18 protein-coding genes are annotated in these 21,233 nt (G+C 63.5%); 11 read left to right on the forward strand and 7 right to left on the reverse strand.

Features of this window, described 5'->3' with window-relative positions:
* Positions 1-5 precede the first annotated feature (5 nt).
* From dapF to J7355_RS11650, 6 genes are all read left to right on the forward strand, one after another.
* Positions 6-854 carry a diaminopimelate epimerase gene (dapF, locus tag J7355_RS11625; RefSeq protein WP_348523031.1) on the forward strand — a complete coding sequence of 283 codons (849 nt, stop codon included), beginning with the start codon at positions 6-8 and terminating at the stop codon, positions 852-854.
* An 80-nt stretch (positions 855-934) separates the two neighbouring features.
* Positions 935-1,663, forward strand: coding sequence for a DUF484 family protein (locus tag J7355_RS11630; protein WP_209062853.1), 729 nt, complete (start codon positions 935-937; stop codon positions 1,661-1,663).
* Positions 1,664-1,705: 42 nt separating this feature from the next.
* Positions 1,706-2,644, forward strand: coding sequence for a tyrosine recombinase XerC (gene xerC / locus J7355_RS11635; RefSeq protein ID WP_209062855.1), 939 nt, complete (start codon positions 1,706-1,708; stop codon positions 2,642-2,644).
* 104 nt (positions 2,645-2,748) lie between these two features.
* A complete protein-coding gene (hslV, locus tag J7355_RS11640; RefSeq protein WP_209062857.1) occupies positions 2,749-3,291 on the forward strand; it encodes an ATP-dependent protease subunit HslV in 543 nt (180 codons plus the stop codon).
* 61 nt (positions 3,292-3,352) lie between these two features.
* Complete coding sequence (gene hslU / locus J7355_RS11645; protein WP_247739951.1) at positions 3,353-4,693, forward strand: ATP-dependent protease ATPase subunit HslU; 1,341 nt, start codon at positions 3,353-3,355, stop codon at positions 4,691-4,693.
* Positions 4,694-4,788: 95 nt separating this feature from the next.
* Positions 4,789-5,148, forward strand: a complete 360-nt coding sequence (locus J7355_RS11650) for a DUF971 domain-containing protein (RefSeq protein WP_209062861.1) — start codon at positions 4,789-4,791, stop codon at positions 5,146-5,148.
* A 192-nt stretch (positions 5,149-5,340) separates the two neighbouring features.
* On the opposite strand, the gene J7355_RS11655 is transcribed toward J7355_RS11650, so the two are convergent.
* The 7 genes from J7355_RS11655 to J7355_RS11685 all read right to left on the reverse strand — a co-directional run bounded on the left by J7355_RS11655 (position 5,341) and on the right by J7355_RS11685 (position 16,146).
* Positions 5,341-6,120: an SDR family oxidoreductase gene (locus J7355_RS11655; protein ID WP_209062863.1), complete on the reverse strand. Its 780-nt coding sequence runs from the start codon at positions 6,118-6,120 to the stop codon at positions 5,341-5,343.
* A 293-nt stretch (positions 6,121-6,413) separates the two neighbouring features.
* A complete protein-coding gene (locus J7355_RS11660) occupies positions 6,414-8,609 on the reverse strand; it encodes a TonB-dependent receptor (protein WP_209062865.1) in 2,196 nt (731 codons plus the stop codon).
* Between the two features lie 380 nt (positions 8,610-8,989).
* The gene (locus J7355_RS11665) at positions 8,990-10,612 is read right to left on the reverse strand and encodes a PepSY-associated TM helix domain-containing protein (protein WP_209062868.1); all 1,623 of its coding nucleotides are present in this window, start codon (positions 10,610-10,612) and stop codon (positions 8,990-8,992) included.
* Positions 10,613-10,891 carry a hypothetical protein gene (locus J7355_RS11670; protein ID WP_209062870.1) on the reverse strand — a complete coding sequence of 93 codons (279 nt, stop codon included), beginning with the start codon at positions 10,889-10,891 and terminating at the stop codon, positions 10,613-10,615.
* Positions 10,891-11,190, reverse strand: a complete 300-nt coding sequence (locus tag J7355_RS11675; protein WP_209062872.1) for a hypothetical protein — start codon at positions 11,188-11,190, stop codon at positions 10,891-10,893. The genes J7355_RS11670 and J7355_RS11675 overlap by 1 nt, the downstream gene beginning before the upstream one ends.
* A gap of 109 nt (positions 11,191-11,299) precedes the next feature.
* Complete coding sequence (locus J7355_RS11680; protein WP_209062873.1) at positions 11,300-13,330, reverse strand: TonB-dependent receptor; 2,031 nt, start codon at positions 13,328-13,330, stop codon at positions 11,300-11,302.
* A gap of 767 nt (positions 13,331-14,097) precedes the next feature.
* Complete coding sequence (locus J7355_RS11685) at positions 14,098-16,146, reverse strand: saccharopine dehydrogenase NADP-binding domain-containing protein (protein WP_209062875.1); 2,049 nt, start codon at positions 16,144-16,146, stop codon at positions 14,098-14,100.
* 467 nt (positions 16,147-16,613) lie between these two features.
* On the opposite strand from J7355_RS11685, the gene J7355_RS11690 reads away from it, so the two are divergent.
* The 5 genes from J7355_RS11690 to J7355_RS11710 all read left to right on the forward strand — a co-directional run bounded on the left by J7355_RS11690 (position 16,614) and on the right by J7355_RS11710 (position 21,032).
* Positions 16,614-16,793, forward strand: coding sequence for a hypothetical protein (locus tag J7355_RS11690; protein WP_209062877.1), 180 nt, complete (start codon positions 16,614-16,616; stop codon positions 16,791-16,793).
* A gap of 202 nt (positions 16,794-16,995) precedes the next feature.
* The gene (locus J7355_RS17890; protein WP_209062879.1) at positions 16,996-17,160 is read left to right on the forward strand and encodes a YHYH domain-containing protein; all 165 of its coding nucleotides are present in this window, start codon (positions 16,996-16,998) and stop codon (positions 17,158-17,160) included.
* Between the two features lie 255 nt (positions 17,161-17,415).
* The gene (locus tag J7355_RS11700; RefSeq protein ID WP_209062881.1) at positions 17,416-18,015 is read left to right on the forward strand and encodes a hypothetical protein; all 600 of its coding nucleotides are present in this window, start codon (positions 17,416-17,418) and stop codon (positions 18,013-18,015) included.
* Positions 18,016-18,868: 853 nt separating this feature from the next.
* The gene (locus tag J7355_RS11705) at positions 18,869-19,741 is read left to right on the forward strand and encodes a tetratricopeptide repeat protein (RefSeq protein ID WP_209062883.1); all 873 of its coding nucleotides are present in this window, start codon (positions 18,869-18,871) and stop codon (positions 19,739-19,741) included.
* Between the two features lie 200 nt (positions 19,742-19,941).
* A protein-coding gene (locus J7355_RS11710) for an IS3 family transposase (protein ID WP_209062885.1) occupies positions 19,942-21,032 on the forward strand; the annotation gives its coding sequence in 2 pieces (ribosomal slippage) (positions 19,942-20,194 and positions 20,194-21,032; 1,092 coding nt in all).
* The last annotated feature ends 201 nt before the right edge of the window (positions 21,033-21,233 follow it).

Consider the following 21,233-nt stretch of genomic DNA (forward strand, 5'->3'; position numbering starts at 1 on the left):
TTTCGATGGATCTGAGTTTCACCAAGATGCACGGTCTCGGCAACGACTTCGTCGTGCTCGACGCGACGCGCACGCCGGTCGAGCTGGACGCCGTCGCGGCGCGCGCCATTGCGGATCGGCGCTTCGGTATCGGTTGCGACCAGATTCTCATCGTCGATCCGCCGCGCCGTGCCAACGCCGATTTCGGCTATCGCATCCTCAACGCCGACGGCAGCGAATCCGGCCAGTGCGGCAACGGCGCGCGCTGTTTCGCCCGCTTCGTGCGCGAGCAGGGCCTGACCGACAAGGACGAGATCACCGTCGATGTGAGCGGCGGGCAGATGGTCATCGAAGCGCTGGGCGATCATCGCTACCGGGTGGCCCTCGGCGTACCGGCGTTCGCGCCGGCCGAGATTCCGCTCGCCGGCTTCGAACAGGCCGAGAGCTACACGCTCGACGATGTCGCCGGCCGAAGCGTGCACTTCGCGGCACTGGCCATTGGCAACCCGCACGCCGTGTTGCGCGTAGAGGATGTAGACAGCGCCGATGTCGAAACCCTCGGCCCGGCGCTGGAGAGCCATCCGGCGTTCGTCGAGCGTGTGAATGTCGGATTTATGCAGGTCGTGGCCCGCGATCGTGTCCGCCTGCGTGTTTACGAACGCGGGGCCGGCGAGACGCTGGCCTGTGGCAGCGGTGCCGCGGCCGCGGTGGTGGCCGGCATCGCGGCCGGCACGCTCGATGCGCACGTGAGCGTCGAGTTGCCGGGTGGTGTGGCGCAAGTGGACTGGGCAGGCCCGTCCAAAGCGGTATATTTAAGCGGCCCGGCCGAGCGCGTGTTCGACGGCAAGCTGGTATCGTCGGAAGCGAAGGCGTAACGGCGCGGGGGCGACGCAGCGTCGGCCTTGCTTGGCGCCCCGCCGTGTGAGCGTTTTCTCACCTCAAGAGATGGTTCGAAATGAACGAAGCCGAAAAACAAAGTCCCACTCCTGAACTCGACGAAGCCGAAGTCGCGGCCTACCTGCAGGCGCATCCCGATCTGATCAGCCGCTATCCGGCGGTGCTCGAGGCTATGAACGTGCCGCACGAAAGCGGCTCCGCTGTGTCGCTGATCGAGCGCCAGGTCAACGGCCTGCGCACGACCAACCGCCAGCTCCAGGCGCGCTTCAACGAACTGGTCGAGACCGCACGGGACAACGAACAGCGCGTGGTCCAGCTCAACCGGCTGGCCAAGGTGCTGGTTTCGGCGCCGACCGCGGCCGAGCTGGTGCCCGAGCTGGCGTACTGCCTGCAGCAGCATCTCGATGTCGACCACATCTACGTGGGTCTGTCCGGCAACAGCGGCGAGGTGGAGGCCCTGGCCGACGGCGAGATTCACGCCATCGCCGAAGACAACGACGCCGGCAAGGCGCTCACCAACGTCTACCGGCGCGGCAAGCCGATCTGCGGGCCGCTGTCGGAAGAGCAGTCCGAGGCGCTGTTCGCCACCCGCACCAACGACGTGCCGGCGCTGTCCAGCGCGGCCATGATCCCGCTCGGCGCCAAGGGCGTGCACGGCGCGCTGGTGCTCGCCAGCCGCAAGAGCACGCGCTTTGTGCCCGACATGGGCACGCTGTTTCTCGAATTGATGGGCGAACTCGTCACCGCCGCGCTGCAGCGCCTGCTCGGCCGCGAGGCGTTGCCCTAGCGCGGCCATCACGGCCCCCGCGTGGGGCCAACGAGCCAACGCATGAGCGATCTCGCGTCACGGGTCGAAGCCTTTCTTGACCATCTCGCCCACGAACGGCGGGTGTCCGCACACACGCACGCTGCTTACGCGCGTGATCTCGGCACTGCCCGCGACTGGCTGGATGAGCGCGCTCTCGCCGACTGGTCGCGGGTGACGACCGCCGATCTGCGCGAATTCGTCGCCGCTCGCCATCGGGCCGGGCTCAAGCCGGCCAGCCTGTCGCGGCTGGTTTCGGCGCTGCGCAGCTTTTATGTGTGGCAGATGCGCGAAGGCTTGTCTTCACGCAATCCCGCGCTCGACGTACGTGCACCCAAACGCCCGCCGCGTCTGCCCGAGACCGTGGACGTCGACGACCTCGCCGCGCTGCTCGACGTGACCCCCGACGCGGATATCGATATCCGTGACCATGCGCTGCTGGAACTGTTCTATTCTGCCGGCGTGCGTCTGGCCGAAGCCGTCGGCCTCGACGTGAACGATGTGGATCTCGCCGGCGGCGAGGCGCGCGTGCTCGGCAAGGGGGCGCGCCAGCGCAGCGTGCCGATCGGCTCGCGCGCTATTGCCGCGTTGAAGAACTGGTTGCGTATCCGCCCGCAGTGGGCCGCGGCCGGGGAGACGGCGCTGTTCGTGTCCGCGCGCGGCACGCGCCTGTCGCGCTCCAGCGTGGCCGCGCGAATGGACGGCTGGGCGCAGCGCCACGGCCTGCCGGTGCATCTGCATCCGCACAAGCTGCGCCATTCCTTTGCCACCCATGTGCTTGAATCCAGTGCGGATCTGCGCGCGGTGCAGGAGCTGCTCGGCCACGCCAACATCGGCACCACGCAGATCTATACCCATCTGGATTTCGCCCATCTAGCCAAGGTCTACGACGCGGCCCACCCGCGTGCCCATCAGCGCGCCGACGAAAGCGCTCATCAAAGCCTCGAAGGCGCCGACGAATAGCCCAAGCTGAACGGCCGCCGTACGGCCCGCGTACGAATTTTCTTGAATCGGGTTCGCCACGGCCCCAACTCGAAACAGATCGACGTCAACGCAGGGCAAATGCTTTGAAACAATTCGACGGTACGACAATCCTCGCCGTGCGCCACAACGGCAAGACCGCGCTGGCCGGTGACGGCCAGGTCTCCATGGGCGACACCATGTTCAAGGGCAATGCCCGCAAGGTCCGCCGCCTGTACGACGACAAGGTCCTGGCCGGTTTCGCAGGCGGCACGGCCGATGCCTTCACGCTGTTCGAGCGTTTCGAGGGCAAGCTGCAGGAACATGGTGGCCAGCTCGTCAAGGCCGCGGTCGAAATGGCCAAGGACTGGCGCACCGACCGCGCCCTGCGCCGGCTGGAGGCGCTGCTGCTGGTCGCCGACGAGACCGCCACGCTGATGATCTCCGGTAACGGCGACGTCATGGAGCCGGAGCACGCCTGCATGGCGATCGGCTCCGGCGGCGCCTATGCGCAGGCCGCGGGCCGCGCGCTGGCCGAGAACACCGAAATGGACGCGCCGACCATCGCCGAAACCGCGATGCACATCGCCGCGGACACCTGTATCTATACCAATCACCACATCACCGTCGAGGTGCTGGAAAATGTCTGAAACAGCTCCCGAGACCGTCACCGACGACAACGGCGAAACGCCGGTGCTGCCGCGCCACGAAATGACGCCGCGCGAGATCGTGGCGGAACTCGACCGTCACATCATCGGCCAGGCCGAAGCCAAGCGCTCCGTCGCCATTGCGCTGCGTAACCGCTGGCGGCGCATGCAGCTGGATGAGTCCATCCGCGGCGAGATTACGCCCAAGAACATCCTCATGATCGGCCCGACCGGTGTCGGCAAGACCGAGATCGCACGTCGTCTGGCGAAACTCGCCAACGCGCCGTTCACCAAGATCGAGGCGACCAAGTTCACCGAAGTCGGCTATGTCGGCAAGGAAGTGGACTCGATCATCCGCGATCTGGTGGAAGTCGCCATCAAGATGACGCGCGAGGCCGCCAAGAAGGAAGTGCGGATCAAGGCCGAGGACGCCGCCGAGGAGCGCATCCTCGACGCGCTGCTGCCGCGCCCGCAGAACTGGGATGAGGCCAACGAGTCCGACCAGAAGGCCACGGAATCCACTGCCACGCGGCAGGTGTTCCGCAAGCGCCTGCGTGAAGGCAAGCTCGATGACAAGGAAATCGAGCTGGAGCTGCAGCAGGGCGGCCAGAACGTCGAGATCATGGCGCCCCCGGGCATGGAGGAGATGACCAACCAGCTCCAATCCATGTTCCAGAACATGAAGGGCGACAAGACCAAGCGCAAGAAGATCAAGATCAAGGACGCCTATCGCCAGATCGTGGACGAGGAAGCCGCGAAGCTGGTCGACGAGGAACAGATCAAGTCGCAGGCCATTGACCAGGTCGAGAACAGCGGCATCGTCTTCATCGACGAGATCGACAAGGTCTGCAAGCGCTCCGATGCCGGTGGCGGCAGCGGTGGCGATGTCTCCCGCGAAGGCGTGCAGCGCGACCTGCTGCCGCTCGTGGAAGGCTCCACCATTTCCACCAAGTACGGCATGGTGCGCACCGACCACATCCTGTTCATCGCCTCGGGCGCCTTCCATGTCGCCAAGCCGTCGGACCTGATTCCGGAACTGCAGGGCCGCCTGCCGATCCGGGTCGAGCTTGACGCGCTCAAGGCCGCGGACTTCGTGCGCATTCTCACCGAGCCGCACTGCTCGCTCACTGAACAGTACGGCGCGTTGATGAACACCGAAGGCGTGTCCATCGAGTTCACCGACGACGGCGTGCACCGCATTGCCGAGATGGCCTTCAAGGTCAACGAAGGCACCGAGAACATCGGCGCCCGGCGGCTGCACACCGTCATGGAACGCCTGATGGAGGAAATCTCCTTCGAGGCGCCGGACAAGTCCGGCGAGTCGCTCGAGATCGATGCTGCCTACGTGGACAGCAAGCTCAAGGATCTGGCGGCCGACGAAGACCTGTCGCGCTATATTCTGTAGTCGACAGGTCGGATAACGGGCGAACAATGCCCGCATCGAGCCGGGGCGGGTTTATCCTGTCCCGGCTTTTTCATGCCCTCAACAAGGCGAACGCCATGGAAGCCCCTACCGACATCACCCTGCACCAGAAGTCCAAGGTGCTCGAAGTGGAATACCCGGACGGCGCCAACTATAAGCTTCCGCTGGAATACCTGCGCGTCTATTCGCCGTCGGCGGAAGTGCGCGGCCACGGCGGGCCGATGGAACTCGTCACCGGCAAGCGCGACGTGGGCGTGACCTCCATCGAGCCGGTCGGCAATTACGCCATCCAGCTCAACTTCGACGACGGCCACAACACCGGCATCTTCTCCTGGGAGACGCTGCGCGAACTGGGCGACAACTACGAAGACAATTGGAACGAATACCTGGCCCGTCTTGAAAAAGCCGAAGCCTCGCGCGACAAACTCTGGCATTAGCGCGCGCCGCCAAGGCAGCGCCGCGCCGCACCATGGGTTGAAGGCGCAATGCATGGCGCGTCGTCATGCCTTGCGCGTGATGAGTCAGAAGGGTTATGTGCCTGAATCCATGGGAGCCCGGCGTCGGCATTCGCGGCTGACCGGATGAACGTCAGGGATCATCGCCGGCCGGTGCGGCCCGGCGTCGTCGCATTACCATTCTTCCTTGAACGGCCGTAGATCCATTTCCTGTGTCCAGGCGCTGCGTGGCTGGCGATGAATCGCCCAGAAGGCGTCGGCGATGGCCTCGGGGTCGAGCGCGCCGTCGCTGCCCTTGGACTTGATCCACAGCTTGGCGAGATTGCCGCCGGCGTTACGCACGAACTGGCCGTCGATCACGCCGTCGATAATCACGTGCGCGACATGGATGCCCTGCGGGCCGAACTCGCGCGCGATGGATTGCGCCATCGTGCGCAGGCCGGATTTGGCCGAGGCGAACGCCGAGAATTTGGCCTTGCCGCGCAGCGAGGCGCTGGCGCCGGTGAAGATGAGGGTGCCGCGACCGAAGTGCTCGTCCTCGTCCTGTTCGAGCATCTGCCGGATCGTGCCCTGACCGATGAGATAGCCGGCGTAGGTGCTGGTGCGCCAGTGCTTGGCGAAGAAATCGGCGTCGGTCTTGAGAAAACCGTGCGGCATGTTGGGCGCGGCCATGTTGTGCACGGCCAGGCGCAGGGGCGCGCCGTGGGCAGCGATGCGTGCGAACAGCGCATCGACCGCCTCGGCGTCGGTGCAGTCCGCGACCACGGCGCTGGCCGCGCCGCCTTCGGCTTCGATATGCGCGACCAGCGCGTCGAGTTTTTCCTGGGTCCGGCCCGCGATGAAGACATGCAGCCCCTCGCGCGCCGCGCGGGCGGCGATGGCGGCGCCTGTGCCCGGGCGATCGCCGGCGCCGACAATCAACGCACAGCCGTTGCGGCTGTTCCTGTCTTCCATCCCGTCTCCCATCGCGGTCGGGTTTGATCGAGCTGATCCGCCGAGCTTAGCGTCATGCCCGTTGGGCGCAAAGCGGGTGTGCTCGACCGCGAATTTTGAAGGAGAGGCACGAAGCGTTTGGGGCACGGGCTGGTACGCACCGGCTGCGCGAGCCAGGATTCGCTACCCCGGATTGCGAACGTGGCAGCGCGCGTCGATCCGTCGTTCCGGCCCGAGCGCAGGCATGGAAACCCGTGGCGTGACGGTCCCGACGGTCCGCGCCACGGCATGACCGATGGCCGCTCTGCAGGCGTCTAGAACCTGCCTTCGAGCTGCACGCCGATGCGCCGGGCATCGCCGACGGTGGCCAGCTCGTTCGCGGGCTGAATACTCGTGAGATAGTCCTCGCCGAGCAGGTTCTTCGCAAACAGCGACACGGTTAGCGCAGGGCTCACCGTGTAGCCTACGCGGGCATTGACCACGGTGAACGAGTCCAGCTCGCTGGCGTCGTCGTTGTCGAGCACGCCGCTGGTGTAGAAGTCGTCGGTGTAGCTCACGTCGCCGGCGGCGAAGAAGCCGCTGGCGTGACGCCAGTGGGCGCCCACGGTAGCGGTCACACTGGGCGACTCGGGAAATTCGTTGCCGTCGAGCACGGTGCCGTCGTTGAGCGTGCCGTCCTTGAATTTCGTATCCAACACGCCGAGCGAGGTGAAGACTTCCAGTTCCGGCGTGGCCAGCCAGCGGGTATCGAACTCGACGCCGTAGGAGCGCGACTCGCCGGCGTTGGCGGTAACGGACTGGCCCGGGAAATCGTCGAGCAGCACCGGGATCTGCTGATCGGAATAATCGTAGTAGAACAGGTTGGCGTTGAAGTCGAGCCGACCGGCGAGCCAGCGCGAGCGATAGGCCAGCTCGTAGGCCCACAGCGATTCCGGTTCCACCTCGTTGACTTGCGTGAAGCCCGCCGGGACTTCCGAGAATCCGGCGCGGTAGCCGCGGCTCGCGGTGAGGGCCACGTTCTGGTTCGGCGTGAGCTCGTGCGCGATGCCGGCCTTGGGCAGGAATTCGGTGTTGGTCACCGACGTATCCTCGTTCAGCGGACTGTAGTTGGGCGCACCGGTGGCCGGGTCGATGGGGTTGGCAAAGTTCAGAACCCGACCGTCGAGCCTGGCGGAGACTTCGTCGCGCAGCAGCCGGCCGCCCGCGATCAGGCTCCAGCGATCGACGAACGCGTAGCGTGCGTCGAAATAGGCGGCGATGGACTGGGTTTCGAACGCGGAGTCGAGTCGCTGTACGTCGAGCAACGGCCCGAACAGCTCGGTCTGGATGCTGCCGCTCTGTCCCTGGGTGAAGCGCCCGGCGAACAGACCCACCACGCCCGAGACGGGCGCATCCGGCGCGTCGAAAGTCAGGCGTACGTCCTGCGACAGATCCTCGCCGCTACGCAGGTCGTCGCGCGGAAACGCGGCCCCTGGCGAGGAGCTGATGTCCAGGTCGGTATCCACGAAGGCGGTCACCGATTCCAGACGCCAGTGGTCGCCGATGTCGTAGCCCAGCTCGGCCAGATAGCGGTCCACATAGGTATCGCGCCGCTCGGGTGAGGCCTGGCTCGCGTTGTCGTACACCCGCTCGAAATAGTCGGGGCCGCTGATCAGGCCCCAGGCCGGCCGGTCGTGGGTGCGTTCATAGGTGAGCAGGGCATCGAAATCCGGGGCGGCGCTGGGCGCGAACAGCACCTTGGCGCGGATCTGCTCGAATTCGTCCTCCTTGAGGAAATCGTTGTCGCGCGAGGTGTAGCGGATATCCTTCTCGCGGCCGAACACCTGGCCGGCCACGCGCACCGCGATCTCGTCCTCGACCACCGGACCGGATACGGCGAACGCCGCCGACTGATAGTCCTTCTCGCCACCGGCCAGTTCGTATTTCAGCTCGGGCTCGAACGTGGGGTCGGCGGTTTCCACGATGATCGCGCCGCCCAGCGAATCGCGTCCCTGCAGGGTCGACTGCGGTCCGCGCAGCACCTCCACCTGATCCACATCCCAGATACCGCGGGTGCCACGGCGGGTGGTCTCGATGCCCTGTTCCGCGCCGTCCACTTTCACCGAGATCACCGGTGAGGAGCGCGTCGGCTGGGTGACGCCCTCGGCGTTGAGGCCGCGAATCGTGAAGCTGCTGTTGCCGGTCCCGGTTTCGAACGAGCGCACGTTGGCGCTGTTGTTGAGCGCCTGGCCGAGCGTGTCCATGTTGTAGTTCTGGAGTTCGTCGCCGGTGATCACGTCGACGCTGCTGAACGTATCGAGCAGGTCGCGCGGCAGCTTTTCGCCCTCCACCACGATCGGATTGAGCATGTTGGCCACGGTGCGCTCCGCCTCGGCGCTGGCCTGTGCCAGCGCCAGCGGTGCAGGGCCGGCAGCGAGTAGTCCGGTCGTGATGAAACAGGTCAGGCGACGGCATGACGTGGCCATACGCAGCGGCGCCGCGACGTGCGCGCCAGAACATTCGATTTTCATAAGTCCCCCTGAAAAGCCCCCGACGAGGCAATGCACCGCACAGCGGCACGACTGAATGCGACCCCATGCGTGATCGAGAAAAACCGCACCGGCAGCTAAAGCCTGCCGGTGCGTAAACCCGCTCAATCGTCTGGAACTATAGCTGCGCCACGATCAGAGCGTAATGAGAATCATTCGCATTATTGATGATCGTTTTTCGATCCCGACCAAGCTGGCCGCGCCGATGATTCGTGGTTGTCAGGAGCACCGACCTACGGGCGGTCCGACTGCGCTCAGGTAAAACGCGGGGTGCCGCGATTCACGTCTGTTCAAGGCGCTAGTGGCGCTCCCGGCGCGATCCGGCGTCGATACGAAGCCCGCGCCCGACGTGCACGAGCACGTCAGCCAGGCGACGGGGCAGGTGGCGGCTCGGCCCAGACGCTGTTGGGCTGGCCCTCGCGCGCCCGCCGGGCGGTGGCGCGGGCGATCAGCGCAAAGCCGGCGGCCAGCACGGCCGCTGCCATATCCACCCCGAACACACCCGGCGCGTAAATCACGCTTTCCCAGGGCGGCATGAAGACGATGGCGTTCGCGAGCGGCACCGCGGCCGTGGCCAGCGCGCAGGCCCACAGCAGCTCCACGGTGCCGCGCCAGACCGGGCGCAGCAGGATCCAGGTAGCGCTCGCGGCCAGGGCCAGATACCAGGCGTTCGGCACCCAGACGGCCCGCAGAACGGATTCGGCCGGCAGCAGCTTGGCGGTGAGCATCAGCAGCGAAATGCCGAGCACCGTGCCCAGGCAGCCGGCCACGGTCAGCCGTGCGAGCGCGTGGTGGTGGCGCGGCTGCGTCGGCTTGCGGCGCTTGCGCCGGGTTTCGATCCACAGCAGGTTGCCGCTGTAGAACAGGAAGGCGCCGAGCAGGCCGAGCAGCAGATAGGCGAACCGCACCAGCTCGTGACCCAGCGCTTCGCCGAAGCGGGCGAAATGCAGGCTCACGATTACGCCGCTGGCAGCCAGCGCGGGATTGTGGGCGCCGGGCAGATTGGCGCCCTGCAGCGCGCCGCTGGCGGCGTCGAGCTGCATGTCGGCGCTGGCGATCAGGCTGTCGGGATACACGCCCGACAGCTCGGCTGCCGCGGTGTCGGTGCCGTAGCCGTGCCAGTGCACGTAGCGCACGGTGAAGTCGGACTCCACGCCGCGCGCGTGTTCGAACAGGGTGGGCACGTCGAGCATGTCGGCTGGCGTGTCGCTGTCCTCGGGATGCGGCGCGATCTCGTAGAGTTCGCCGATGCGCTCGCGGGGCAGCTGATTGCCCAGGGTGAAGAAATTGGCGCCCAGAATCGCCACGATCGTCAGCGCGAGCACGAGCGACGTCACCACGAACATCAGATGAAACGGCAGGCTCACCACGCCGATCACGTTGTGCGCGTCTTGCCAGAACAGCTTCAGATTGCGCCCCGCCCGCATCGAGAACAGATCCTTCACCAGATGCGGCAGATGAATCACCAGCCCGGAGAGCAGCGCCACGCCATAGATCAGCGTGACCACGCCGAACAGATAGGTGCCGAACGTCTCCGGCAGGCCCATGGTGAAATGCAGCAGCTCGATGAAGTTCGCGGCCTGGCTGGTGGTGGCGGCGTCGCTGCGTACCGGCGCCGCGCCCGGCTCGAACACATCCCAGCCCACGCGCTCGCCGTTGACCTGCTCGCTCCAGTAGATGGCGTAGCGGCCCGGGGTTTCGCCGTCTTCCGGCAGGTAGGTGTAATAACGCGACGAGAACAGATAGAAATCGGGCGTGAAGTGCGGGCTGTTCACGAAGGCATTCACCGCCTGCTGCGGGGTGAACAGGCGGCCGTCGCGCTCGGCCGCCAGTTCGGCGTGCACCTGCGGGTTGGCCCAGGCATCGATCTCGGCCTTGTACACGGTCAGCGCGCCGGCATAGAAGGCCACGAACAGCAGGATGCCGGTGGTGATGCCTGTCCAGGTGTGCAGGCTGGTGAAGCGCTTGATGGTCGCGCTCTTCACCTAGAAGCCCTCCGGCAGGCCGTACCAGCCCAGCTGGACGGCGGCGAACAGCAGCCCGGCACACACCGCGTTGGCCAGCAGCATCCACGCCCAGGCGTGCAGGCCGCGCACGGCGGCAAACGCGGCCGTGATGGTCACGCAGTACATGGGCAGGCCGAGCACCACGGTGAGCACGAACTTGGTCTTGAACTCGAACGGCAGCGGGCTGGCCAGCAGCGCCACGCTGACAAAGGCCAGCGGCAGCCCGGCGATGAATCCCGCGGTGGTCTGGCCCCACATCACGACGGTTCCCGTGCGTGATCACGCCGACCGGCCCGGCGCGCGCCGGTCGCACCGTGGCCGAGCCAGAGCGCGGCATAGGGCAGCAGTGCCAGCACCAGCATCCATAGCGTGAGCGCGATACTCAGGCCGACCAGCACGCCGTGCGCGGCAATCCAAAGCCCGAGCCCGGCCACACACGCCAGCCCGCCCAGCCAGCCCACCGCGCCGGGCAGGCGCCCGGCCCGCGCGACTTGATTGGGGTGGGACAGATACACCGCCGCCGCGCCCAGCACGCAGCAACAACCGGCCAGAAGCATCAGCGCCTCCGGTGACGTGTCGACAGGCTGTGCATGGCGTTCATGGCCCGTATGCCTCCGCGCGTGTCCTATGCATTGCCGAAGCGCGCCAGCAGTGGCGTCGCGTCGATCAATACGTCAGCCGTGCCGACAAGCCGAACGAGCGGCCCGGGTCCTGCAACGGTTCGACCGTTGCGAACTCCTGGCCGTAGTTGCCCCGGTTGGCATAGGCCTCGTCGAAGACGTTGTCCACGCTGGCGCGCAGGCTCAGGTTCTCGAAACGGCGCGGCACGTACTCCACGAACAGATTGAACACTTCGTAGCCGTCGATTTCCTGGATAGCGTCGGTACTCCCGGCGCCGCCTGACGCGGGCGAATCTTCGTCGAAGGCGAATTCGACGCTGCCGCCGACGGTCACACCCAGTGTGTCGAGACGCTGCACGGAGGTCAGGCTGGCGGTTTCGCCCAGGGGCACCGTGAAGTAATTGCCCAGGAAGCTGTCCGCGGCGCCGCCGTCGATTTTCGTATCCACGCTGGAGAACGCGGCCCGTACATAACCGCTGGTCCAGTCGTAGCCGAGCGAGAGGTCGTAGCCTTCGCTCTGGAAATCGCGGGTCAGGGCTGGCCCGTCGCCAAAGCTTGGCGTGCGCCCGTTTTCGATATCGGTACGAAACGCCTGGGCGGAGAAGGTCACGTTCGACTGGCGCACGGTGAAGCCGGCAAAGCGGTTCTTGCCGCGGACCGGATCGATGTCGTCGTAGTCCCAGTCGGGATTCTGGATATAGGTCTCGGCGAGTTCGATGCCGCCGAAACTGCTCGAGGCGCCGGCTTCCAGGGCGAGCCAGTCGGTGAGCGCGAACTCGGCCGAGGCGTTGCCGGAGATGCCGGTGTTGTCCTGTTCCTGGCCGCCGGTACCGGTGAAATCCTGGTGATCGATACGGCCGCCGAACGACAGCGCAAGGCGGCTCGAGGCGTTGATGCGCGCTTGCGCGAACAGGCCCACGTTGTCGGCTTCTTCCTCGGAATTGTAGAAATCGCTAAAGAACTTCGCGCGTTCGGTATAGCCGTCGACGCCCACATTCACGCTGCCGCCGTCGAAGTGCATCTCGTTGGCGAGCGTGGCGTTGTAGCTTCGCGAATCCGCGCGGTATTCGATGGTATCGCCGGTCGCCAGGGCTTCTTCGGTGGTCTGCAGATCGGTGCCGGAAAAGGCGAGGGTGACCTGCGGATCCCACAGCCCGTCGGCACGGGTGTTTTCGTAGGACAGGATCACGTTCTCGCGTTCGAGATCGTAGATGCGCGTCTCGGGGACGGGCCGGCCGCCGATGATGTTGCCGATGTTCGCGCGATACGGGCGCACGCCTTCGTCGGTCACGCGCTCGTAGCTGAGTTCGATGCGGTCGCCGGTTTCGGCCTCGTAGGCCACCTTGCCGAGCCCGCTGGTGAGTTCGGCGGCCGAGCCGCGGACCTCGTCGCCGTCACCGTCTTCGTAGTCGTCGCCGTCGGCATTGTTGAGAAAGAGCAGGCCCTCGAAGCCGTTTTGTCGACCATAGGCTGACCCGAGCGTCGACCAGGTATCGCCGTTGGTTTCGTAACCCGTCTCGACATAGCCGCCCAGATCGCGATCGGGTGCCAGCAGGTCGCCCACATCCACCGTTTCATAGGCGATCGAGCCGGCGAGCGCGCCGGGGCCCGCATCCGCGGGTGCGACGCCGGCATCCACGCGCGCGCTCTTGAGTAGCCGCGGGTCGATGATGGTCGTCGCGTTGTGGTGGAACAGCTTGTTGTTCTGGCGCGCGCCGTCGATGCTCGTGGCGAGGTTGGTTTCCTCGATGCCGCGCACGTACACCTTCTGATTGGCCGTCACGCTGCCGCTCACGGTCACGGCAGATTCGCCCCGGAACAGATCCTTCGCGGTGGCGGGCCGGAAGGTCTCGATCTGTTCGCGATCGATGTCGGCGGCCAGATTGGCCTCCTCGGCGGCATTGCCGAAACCGATACCCTCGACCAGCACGGGCGCAAGGCGCGTGCCACGGCCATCGCGGTCGTCCTCGCGCTGCGCTTCCTGGGCCAGCGTCGGCAGCGCGGTCAACAGTCTGCTCACCGATACAACGTAAAGCAGGGTCCGGGGGCGCCCGGCGGCGCGGTGTCGTGACGTCATGGCGTTATGTCCCTCGTGCCAATGGTGGTCTCCTGGGCCGCGCCGACGCGGCGCATCCTGTTCGTGCGAAAGGCTTGGCCGCCAACGCGCGCCGTGGCTCGGCGCGGCCCGGCAGTAGTCCCGGTGGCGCCGCGGTCTGGGGTGGAATGCGTTGCCGGGTCAGCAGCGGCACGGCGTCGGGCGGCTGTAATCAACGCGCTCGCGCGGTGGCGCGAACCACGCGGTACGCCCTGCGTCGTGCCGGTCGTGCCTTGCATTGAATGTCCCCCGAGGTGCCGAACTGTGGCCCGCGCAGCATATTCAATGAGAATGATTCTCAAGAGCAAATAAGAATGGCTATTACAGGCATCGGCGTATGGGCTAGCAGACAGCGCCCTTTGGCGGGGCGCCGGCTTTATTCCACCGGCCTCGGGGCCGTTTGGGGTTCGCGCGTTCGGGCGGCACCGGGGCCGCATGGGGCGACAAGCGCTGCCGTCGCCGACGCGTGCTGGCGTGGCGGTCGGTCGTGGCACGCCGGCGGCGCGGCTTTCGAGTGGGGCGGTGATGTCCGTGTCGACGGGGCGCTGGCCGGTCGGCCCATGGAAGCGCCAGCAGGACACGCGGCGTTTGAAGCCGACGGGCCCGACCACTGGCAGCCCGGGCGTACCAGCGGTTTCGTCGTCGTTCGGTCAGGCCGGCAAAGCGGGTGCGCCCGTCTGGCCGGTCGAACGCGCAGGCGCTACGGGCCGTGCCGCAGCGCCTCGGGGATCACGACCGCGGTTGCGGCGCTAGCGCGAACCCCAGGTCTTGCGTCGTTCGCGTGCGAGTTCGACCACCTTGGCAATGTCCTCGTCGGTATAGACGCCGTTCACGCCGGAGATCGAGGCCAGCTTCATGCCGTGCTTGAGGCCGAGTTTGTAGATCTCCTTGACCTTGCGCCACTCGGTATCGCGCCCGACCGTGAAAACCTCGAAGCGACCTTCCAGCGCCAGCACGATAGTCTCCGCCAGACAGGCATAGACGATGTTTTTCGGCAGGGTGATATCGCGCAGGCCCTGCACCCTGGAGGGCAGGTCGATCTCGCCGGATTCGATCACCAGCACGTCCGGACGCTTGGCGCATTCCTCGGGCGGCAGGTCGAGCGGACGCGCCACGTCGGTGATCACGCAGCCGGGCTTCACCTTGGTAATGTCCAGCACCTTCTTGCCCGCGCCGGAGGTCGAGGTGACGATCATGTCCATCTCGGCCAGATGTCCCTCGTAGTCGGCCGCCGCGACCACCTTGGCGTCCGGCGTTTCCTTGAGGATGGACGCCTTCAGCGCCTCGAGCTTCTTCTGGTCGCGGCCGGCGAGATACACCTCGTCGAACGCCATCGCCAACAGGCGCGCGCTCACCGAGCCGATCGACCCGGTCGCGCCGATCACCATGGTCTTGGCCTGTACGCGGCCGTCTTTCGGCGCCTCCACCAGCCCCATGCGGCGCATCGCGTCCGCCGCGGCCCAGAGCGCGCCGGACGCCGAGTAGCTGTTGCCGGTGGTCACCGGCAGGTTCGCGCGTCGGGCCACGGTCACGCCCGCGTCGCCGACCACTTTCGTGAAGGCGCCGAGGCCGATGATCTGCGCGCCCATCTTCTGCGCCTTGTCCGCGGCAGCGAGCAGCCGGCGATAGGTGAACTCCGGGCTGCGGGCGAGCATTTCCTTGGGCGTGCCGCCCACCGAAATCAGCCAGCCCTCCGCTTCGGAGCCGGTCGGCGAGACGATGTTGGTCATCTTGCAGTACACCATGGGCGGCACCATGGCGGCGGCTTTCTCGATCTGGTCCATCACGCGCTTGGGCGTGGATTTCGGCAGCAGCGGAAAACCCATCCGGATCGCTTCCTGGCTGAGCGGATGGATAATGAAGGCAAAGCGACGCACGTTGCGAAACTGCCCGGTCGGGTGCAGCAGCTGCGGCGTGAGCTTCAGCTCGTCGATGATCTCCGCCAGGTCGTCGTCCGACAGGTCCTGCGGTTCGAGCCCGGTCGCGGCGAGAATCATCGCCTCGATCACGTTGATGCCAACCACTTCCTTGAACGGCTGCGGGCAGATATCGATCGCGAGGTTGACCTCCTGTTCCTTCAGCCAGGCCAGGCTCTCTTCGTCGATCGCCGAGCTGAGCAGCGTCTTGCCCTTGAGATTGCCGTCGCCGGCGAAGGCGCGGATATCCTCGATCGCGCCCACGATCACATGCGACTTGGCCATCTCTTTGGCCAGGAAGCGCTGCTTGACCTTCGGCAGCTTCGGCAGCACCGCGCCCAGCTTGCGGGCCGCCCAGATGCCGTTGGCCATCGTGCTGCCCGTCGCGAACAGCTCCAGCTGCGACAACGACGTCAACAGGGCCGGCGTGCCCGTCTTCAACACTGCGTCGGCAAAACTCAGGTTGGGCGTGTATTGCGACATCTCCACCGCAATGTCGTAATTCACCGTGCCCGACAGGAACAGCACCAGCGCGTTGTTGAAATAGTTGCCCAGGGTCTTCTGCACATGGCGCACCGCGCGCACCTGCAGCATGCGGCGCAGGTCCGCGCCGGTGGTCGCCGGCACCCGTGTCACCACCTTCAGCAGCTTGTCCGTGTCCTTGTGCACGAAACGCCGCGTGCCCACGTCGTAATGGTCGCGGATCATCCCCAGGCCCACCGCATCGGCGTCGGCCTGCGCACGGCGCAGCAGATCCCAGGCCCGATCCTCGTCGCCGTCGGCGCCCTGGCGGGTGACGGTGAAGTCCTTCCCCAGGAATTTGGTTTTAAACGAATAGTCCTGCGCGGACGGGCCCATCGAGACGGTGATGACGTGTTTCAAAGCCAGCTCCCCAGCACGTTTTTCTTGTGCGAGCAGCTTACTTCAGGCGCGCGGTTTTGTATCCGCCGCCTGCGGTTCGCCCGAGCCAGGGCGCGGCGCAAACGAACCGGCAACGCCTCGCCACATTGCCAGCGTTCGAATCGGCGACCGCCACCGCATGTTCCGGCAGGAAATCACGCCCGGCCGCTCGGCTCCAGGCGCCGCCGCAAACGCCCTGCAGCGCGCAAAACGGCACGGATCGCACAGCCCACCCAGGCGATACGCTGCGAAACACGGCTCGTCCGCCAGGCCCTATCTATTGGCACGCATTGCTTTGTAAAACGCCTAAGACCAATGGCCGATCCAATCCCGCCCGTAACGCTTTCCCCGGGCCGACTGTTCATGCACTGTCTAAAAAACGGCTGCCTGCATGGTACAGCCAGAAGAACAAAGGGGCGCACGCAGCCGCGTGCGAAGCGAGGGAAATCTTGAAACACCGAATTCTGCTTGGGCTGGCGATTTTCGCCAGCGCGACCACCTGCGCCCATGCAGACAGCGTCGCGAATGCTGTTGGCCGCGTCTTCGGCAGCTTCGGCGCCGGCGTCGGCCAGGCCGCGACCCAGCCGCTACGCGACAGCCAGCCGCAGTGGATCACTATTCAACCGTGAACGAAGGAAGACTGCCTCGCCGAGTCGCACGGCGTGATCAATTCCACTTATATGCGTTGCTGACGCGGTTTGATGTGGCGGGGAATCGGGCGGTGCTTAGTGAGCGCGGGATTCCGGAGTGGTGATGGGCCGACTGGCGCACGATGCGAGACCTGGCCCTAAATACGCTAAACATGGGTGTTATCTAACGAGGGCTGAACTTATGAAGAAAATACTTGTAATCGCACTGTTCTCGCTTGCCCCAGCATTTTTTGCGGTAGCGCACACGGGCAACACGAATTTTTCAGGTGATGTTGCCCACTCAGGTGGGACTGATAAGAATGGCTGTCACCGCGACCACAAGCGAGGTGGTCGCCACTGCCACTGAATATAACCAAGCCCTGAACCAAAAAAAGCGCGCTATTCGTGGGCTTGTCGCAAGATATTCGGGATTGCGGCGTGGCAGTGGCGGGCTGGCGCACGATGCAAGACCTAACCCCACCTTCTTGGAGTTGAGATGGTCTGATGGGGTTGGGAATCGGGTCGTTTCGAGTGAGCGGGAGATTTCGGAGTGGTGATTGTTGAGCGATTGGCTTTGTCTCTGTCGCGATAGACAGGATAAGGATAGGGCGAGGGGGAAGTGATGAGGATTGCACCATTAGCAGCGGCGCTATTTGGGACGCTAGCGCTTGTAATGTTCTTGGGTGGATGCGCGACGTTATCTGGCGATACGCAGCCGGTTACAACGCAGGTCGATCTATCGAAGGAAATCAAGCGCGTCTATCTGCCGCCGTTCGACTATCCCGCCGGTTTCACCTGTGTCAGCCGCAGCGGCATGATCCCGGTTGGCGCCGCCTACATTCCGACGCATAACACTGCCTGCTTCACAGGCAAGGACGCGCAGGCGCTACGCCAGTCGCTTGTGTCGAGTCTGCAGACGGATCAGGGGGTCGCGGTTATCGAGCGGTTGCCTGCCGCCGATGCCGATGCCCGGCCAGGCTCGGCCATACTCGAGGTCGCATTCACGAAGCTCGGCCTAGCTAAAACCTGGGACGGATCTGCTTGCGAGATGGCAGGTGTCGCCACCGTAAGGCACGAAGGAGAAAGCCAGCGTAAGGACTTCTCTATTCGCGAGCGTAGCCTGTTCGCTACGGTTAACGGCGCCAAGAAAGCGGCCTATACGACGTTTTCAAAGCAGATGGCCAGCCTGATGTCAGACGATCGTTTGACTAAAAATAATTGAACGCGTGCAGAGTATAGAAAAGGCATCGGCCTCAATTACATACGCCCAGCTCAACTATGTTGAGCGAGCATACAATTATATGGCAACGAAGCACATCGGCTCACAGGTCGGCTCAAATTTTATGCACGATGCAAGATCTGACCCCGGAATTGCTCAATATTGCTTGTGCAAAGAGGCGATATCACTGCTGAAGACGCCGTGCGCGAAGTCGAGCAAAGGTTTGGGGACGAGGCCGCTTCGATTTTGGTTTTCTTGGAAGACCTCGAGTCTAGTTTGAACTAATCTTCAAAAACCTCAGATCAGTTAACGCTCGATCTTGACGACTGATCCGTGCCCGTCGAGGAAGCGGCGTCAGCGACTTTAGCTGATGATATCGCACGAACTCTGAAGAGGCCCGCGCTACTCCCGATTCCAAGTCATTATAGAGTTGAGATCGAGAGAAATTTTAAGCGTAATCAGAAATAAATTAAGACAAAAAATAAACTAATGCAATATCGTGCAATATTCAAGATTCATAATTAAAACGTAAAATTCTATTTTAAATACAAAATTTTAATATATATTTTAAACTGTTTAATAAAAATGCTTTAGAGTCTTTATGTAGTGCTAATCATTATTTCTATATTTATTTAGAGCGGCGGCGATGATAAATAGCGTAAAATCTGGTTTAATTTCAATTTGCGGGGCTTGTGCTGCAAGTATAGGTGTTATATCAGGCGGAATAAGTATCCACGAGTGGTGGAATGAGAAGGAGCCTTCTCCACCGTGGATTGAGTCTACAGTCGACAGTGTCCACTCGGCGCAAAACGTTCCTATATACGAGGATCCTTCAGCGACTGAAGTCGAGCCGCTCGTGGGTTCGCTAAGTACACTAGGTCGGAACATTTTTAACGAGCCAAACATCTCGGCGGACTGGCTCAGTCGTGTGGTGTCGGGCAACAGCGCTTATTTAGATCCCACCACGCGTGCCGGTGTCGCCTACGCTGACGGTCTAAATGCCTACGCGCGGGGTGATTACGAACGAGCACGCCAACGCATCGAGGCGGCGCTCCAGACTGCAGCGGGTACTCCCGACTATAAGGCAGGGATGGTGGCCGTTGAAGCCGCGGCCGGAAATATTGATATCGCGGAATCGATTCTCGACGACTTGAATGAGGCCGAATTAAAGTACCCGGAACCTACCCGGATAGTCGCGCGACTACGTTATCTTACTCACGCTGCGCATCGCTTTTCTCCCAGGGTTCAGCTCGACGAGTTCAACGAACTGCTCGATCGCATGGAGCCCGTATTCGCCGGAAACAGCACTGCAATAGCCGGCGCGCTCGTTGGCCGCGCTCGCGCACTGGCTGCACTTGAACGTTGGGACGAAGCACACCGCTCGTTTCTGGACGCACTAGCGATCACAGAGACTATCCAGCATTCGTACAGCACATGGTGGCGTCAAACGCTTGTACCGGCGCTTGGGCGCGCGGCGCGGAAAGCGGGACACTGTGATACGGAAATTTCGCGGCTCGAGAACTCACTCCAGATGCAGACTTTGATGCAGAAGTACAGCGCGCTTGATGCTGAGATTGCGATCGAAGCGGTGCGTTGCTTGAAGGTGCTCGATCGCGCTAACGACACTATGCCTTATATCAAGGCGCTGCGCGCCGCTAGACAAAATGGAGTGCTAACCGACCCGCAGAAAGCTAGCCTAGCGGAGTTGAACATCAGTTCCAGCGCCTAATCGTACTCTAGAGAGGTGGTAGAAGGGGGCAGACTGAGCTAGCTCAGCTCTCAAAGACAAGTAAATCAAACCACAGCTTGATGCGTTTCTTTCACCTCCAGCGGTGTTCGATATACCAGCGTTTGGTGGGTCCGACCATACCCCGCTATTGAGTAGCAGGCCGATCTGGAGTCCAATCACCCGAAGTCTGGAGATTGGACATGAAGAAGCGCTACACCGAAGAGCAGATCATCGGTTTTCTGAAGGAAGCGGAAGCCGGGACGCCGGTTAAGGAGCTGTGCCGGCGGCACGGTTTTTCCGAAGCCAGCTACTACACGTGGCGGAACAAGTTCGGCGGCATGGACGTCTCGGATGCCAAGCGTCTGAAGGCGCTTGAAACCGAGAACAGCCGCTTGAAGCGCCTGTTGGCCGAGTCGATGCTGGAAAACGAAGTCACGCGCGAGGCCTTGCGAAAAAAATGGTGACCGCATCAGCAAGGCGCGAGCTGGTGCGGTTCATGAGCCGGCGCGGCTTGAGCGAACGGCGTTCGCTGGCCGTCGTGGCGATGAGTGCCAGCGCATACCGATATCAGCCGGCACCGGATCGAAACGCGTGTTTACGCGCGCAGATCCTGAGCCTGGCGCAGCGCTATCGACGCTACGGGGCGCCGATGATCTATCTTAAGCTTCGCCAGGCCGGCTGGACCGGCAACCACAAGCGTGTCGAACGACTCTACGCCGAGCAAGGCCTGCAGGTACGGCGACGGCGACGCAAGAAAGTGCCGATATCCGATCGGCAGCCATTGATTCGTCCGGCCCGTGCGAACGAAGTCTGGTCGATGGATTTTGTATTCGATCGGGTCGCCGATGGTCGTGCCATCAAGTGTCTGGGCATCGTCGACGACGCGACCCGTGAATGCGTCGCGCTGGTGCCGGGTCGGTCAATGAGTGGCATGCAAATTACGCGTGTGCTTGATGAGTTAGCGCTCACCCGAGGCCTGCCGACCATCATACGATCAGATAATGGCCCTGAATTCATTGGCAAGGCGATGCTGAACTGGGCACATGAAAACGGCGTTCAGCTCAAGCAGATCGAACCCGGCAAACCGAATCAGAATGCCTATATTGAGTCTTTCAACGGTCGCTTTCGAGATGAATGCCTGAACGAGCACTGGTTCGTGAGTCTCGCCCACGCCACGACGATCATCCGAGGTTGGCATCGTGAGTACAACGAAGAGCGACCGAAAAAAGAACTCAGCGGGCTGACGCCCGCTGACTACGCTGCGCAAATGGCCGCAGGCACGGCCATTTAAACCCTTGGACTCTGGATCGAAACGCTACTAAAACCGGGGTATGGTCGGGTCCGTTGGCGGTTGTGCGCGAACTGTGGGGTCAGATACCCTCTTGAGTTTCAAGTCCCGCCATTGGTATTTCAGTCCGAAACGGCTGTCCTGATTTGATGACGCCATAGATCAGATGCACGAGCTTTCGCATGCTCGCGCCGACGATCGCCT

This window comes from Endozoicomonas sp. G2_2 (assembly GCF_017744135.1).
In the GTDB taxonomy this organism is placed as follows: Bacteria; Pseudomonadota; Gammaproteobacteria; order Nevskiales; family Salinisphaeraceae; genus Salinisphaera.

What these genes read in the sequence shown, in the direction of transcription:
- dapF (WP_348523031.1), top strand. Translation starts at nt 6, where the DNA reads ATGGATCTGAGTTTCACCAAGATGCACGGTCTCGGCAACGACTTCGTC.
- J7355_RS11630 (WP_209062853.1), top strand. Translation starts at nt 935, where the DNA reads ATGAACGAAGCCGAAAAACAAAGTCCCACTCCTGAACTCGACGAAGCC.
- xerC (WP_209062855.1), top strand. Translation starts at nt 1,706, where the DNA reads ATGAGCGATCTCGCGTCACGGGTCGAAGCCTTTCTTGACCATCTCGCC.
- hslU (WP_247739951.1), top strand. Translation starts at nt 3,353, where the DNA reads ATGACGCCGCGCGAGATCGTGGCGGAACTCGACCGTCACATCATCGGC.
- J7355_RS11650 (WP_209062861.1), top strand. Translation starts at nt 4,789, where the DNA reads ATGGAAGCCCCTACCGACATCACCCTGCACCAGAAGTCCAAGGTGCTC.
- J7355_RS11655 (WP_209062863.1), bottom strand. Translation starts at nt 6,120, where the DNA reads ATGGAAGACAGGAACAGCCGCAACGGCTGTGCGTTGATTGTCGGCGCC.
- J7355_RS11660 (WP_209062865.1), bottom strand. Translation starts at nt 8,609, where the DNA reads ATGAAAATCGAATGTTCTGGCGCGCACGTCGCGGCGCCGCTGCGTATG.
- J7355_RS11670 (WP_209062870.1), bottom strand. Translation starts at nt 10,891, where the DNA reads ATGTGGGGCCAGACCACCGCGGGATTCATCGCCGGGCTGCCGCTGGCC.
- J7355_RS11675 (WP_209062872.1), bottom strand. Translation starts at nt 11,190, where the DNA reads ATGCTTCTGGCCGGTTGTTGCTGCGTGCTGGGCGCGGCGGCGGTGTAT.
- J7355_RS11680 (WP_209062873.1), bottom strand. Translation starts at nt 13,330, where the DNA reads ATGACGTCACGACACCGCGCCGCCGGGCGCCCCCGGACCCTGCTTTAC.
- J7355_RS17890 (WP_209062879.1), top strand. Translation starts at nt 16,996, where the DNA reads ATGAAGAAAATACTTGTAATCGCACTGTTCTCGCTTGCCCCAGCATTT.
- J7355_RS11700 (WP_209062881.1), top strand. Translation starts at nt 17,416, where the DNA reads ATGAGGATTGCACCATTAGCAGCGGCGCTATTTGGGACGCTAGCGCTT.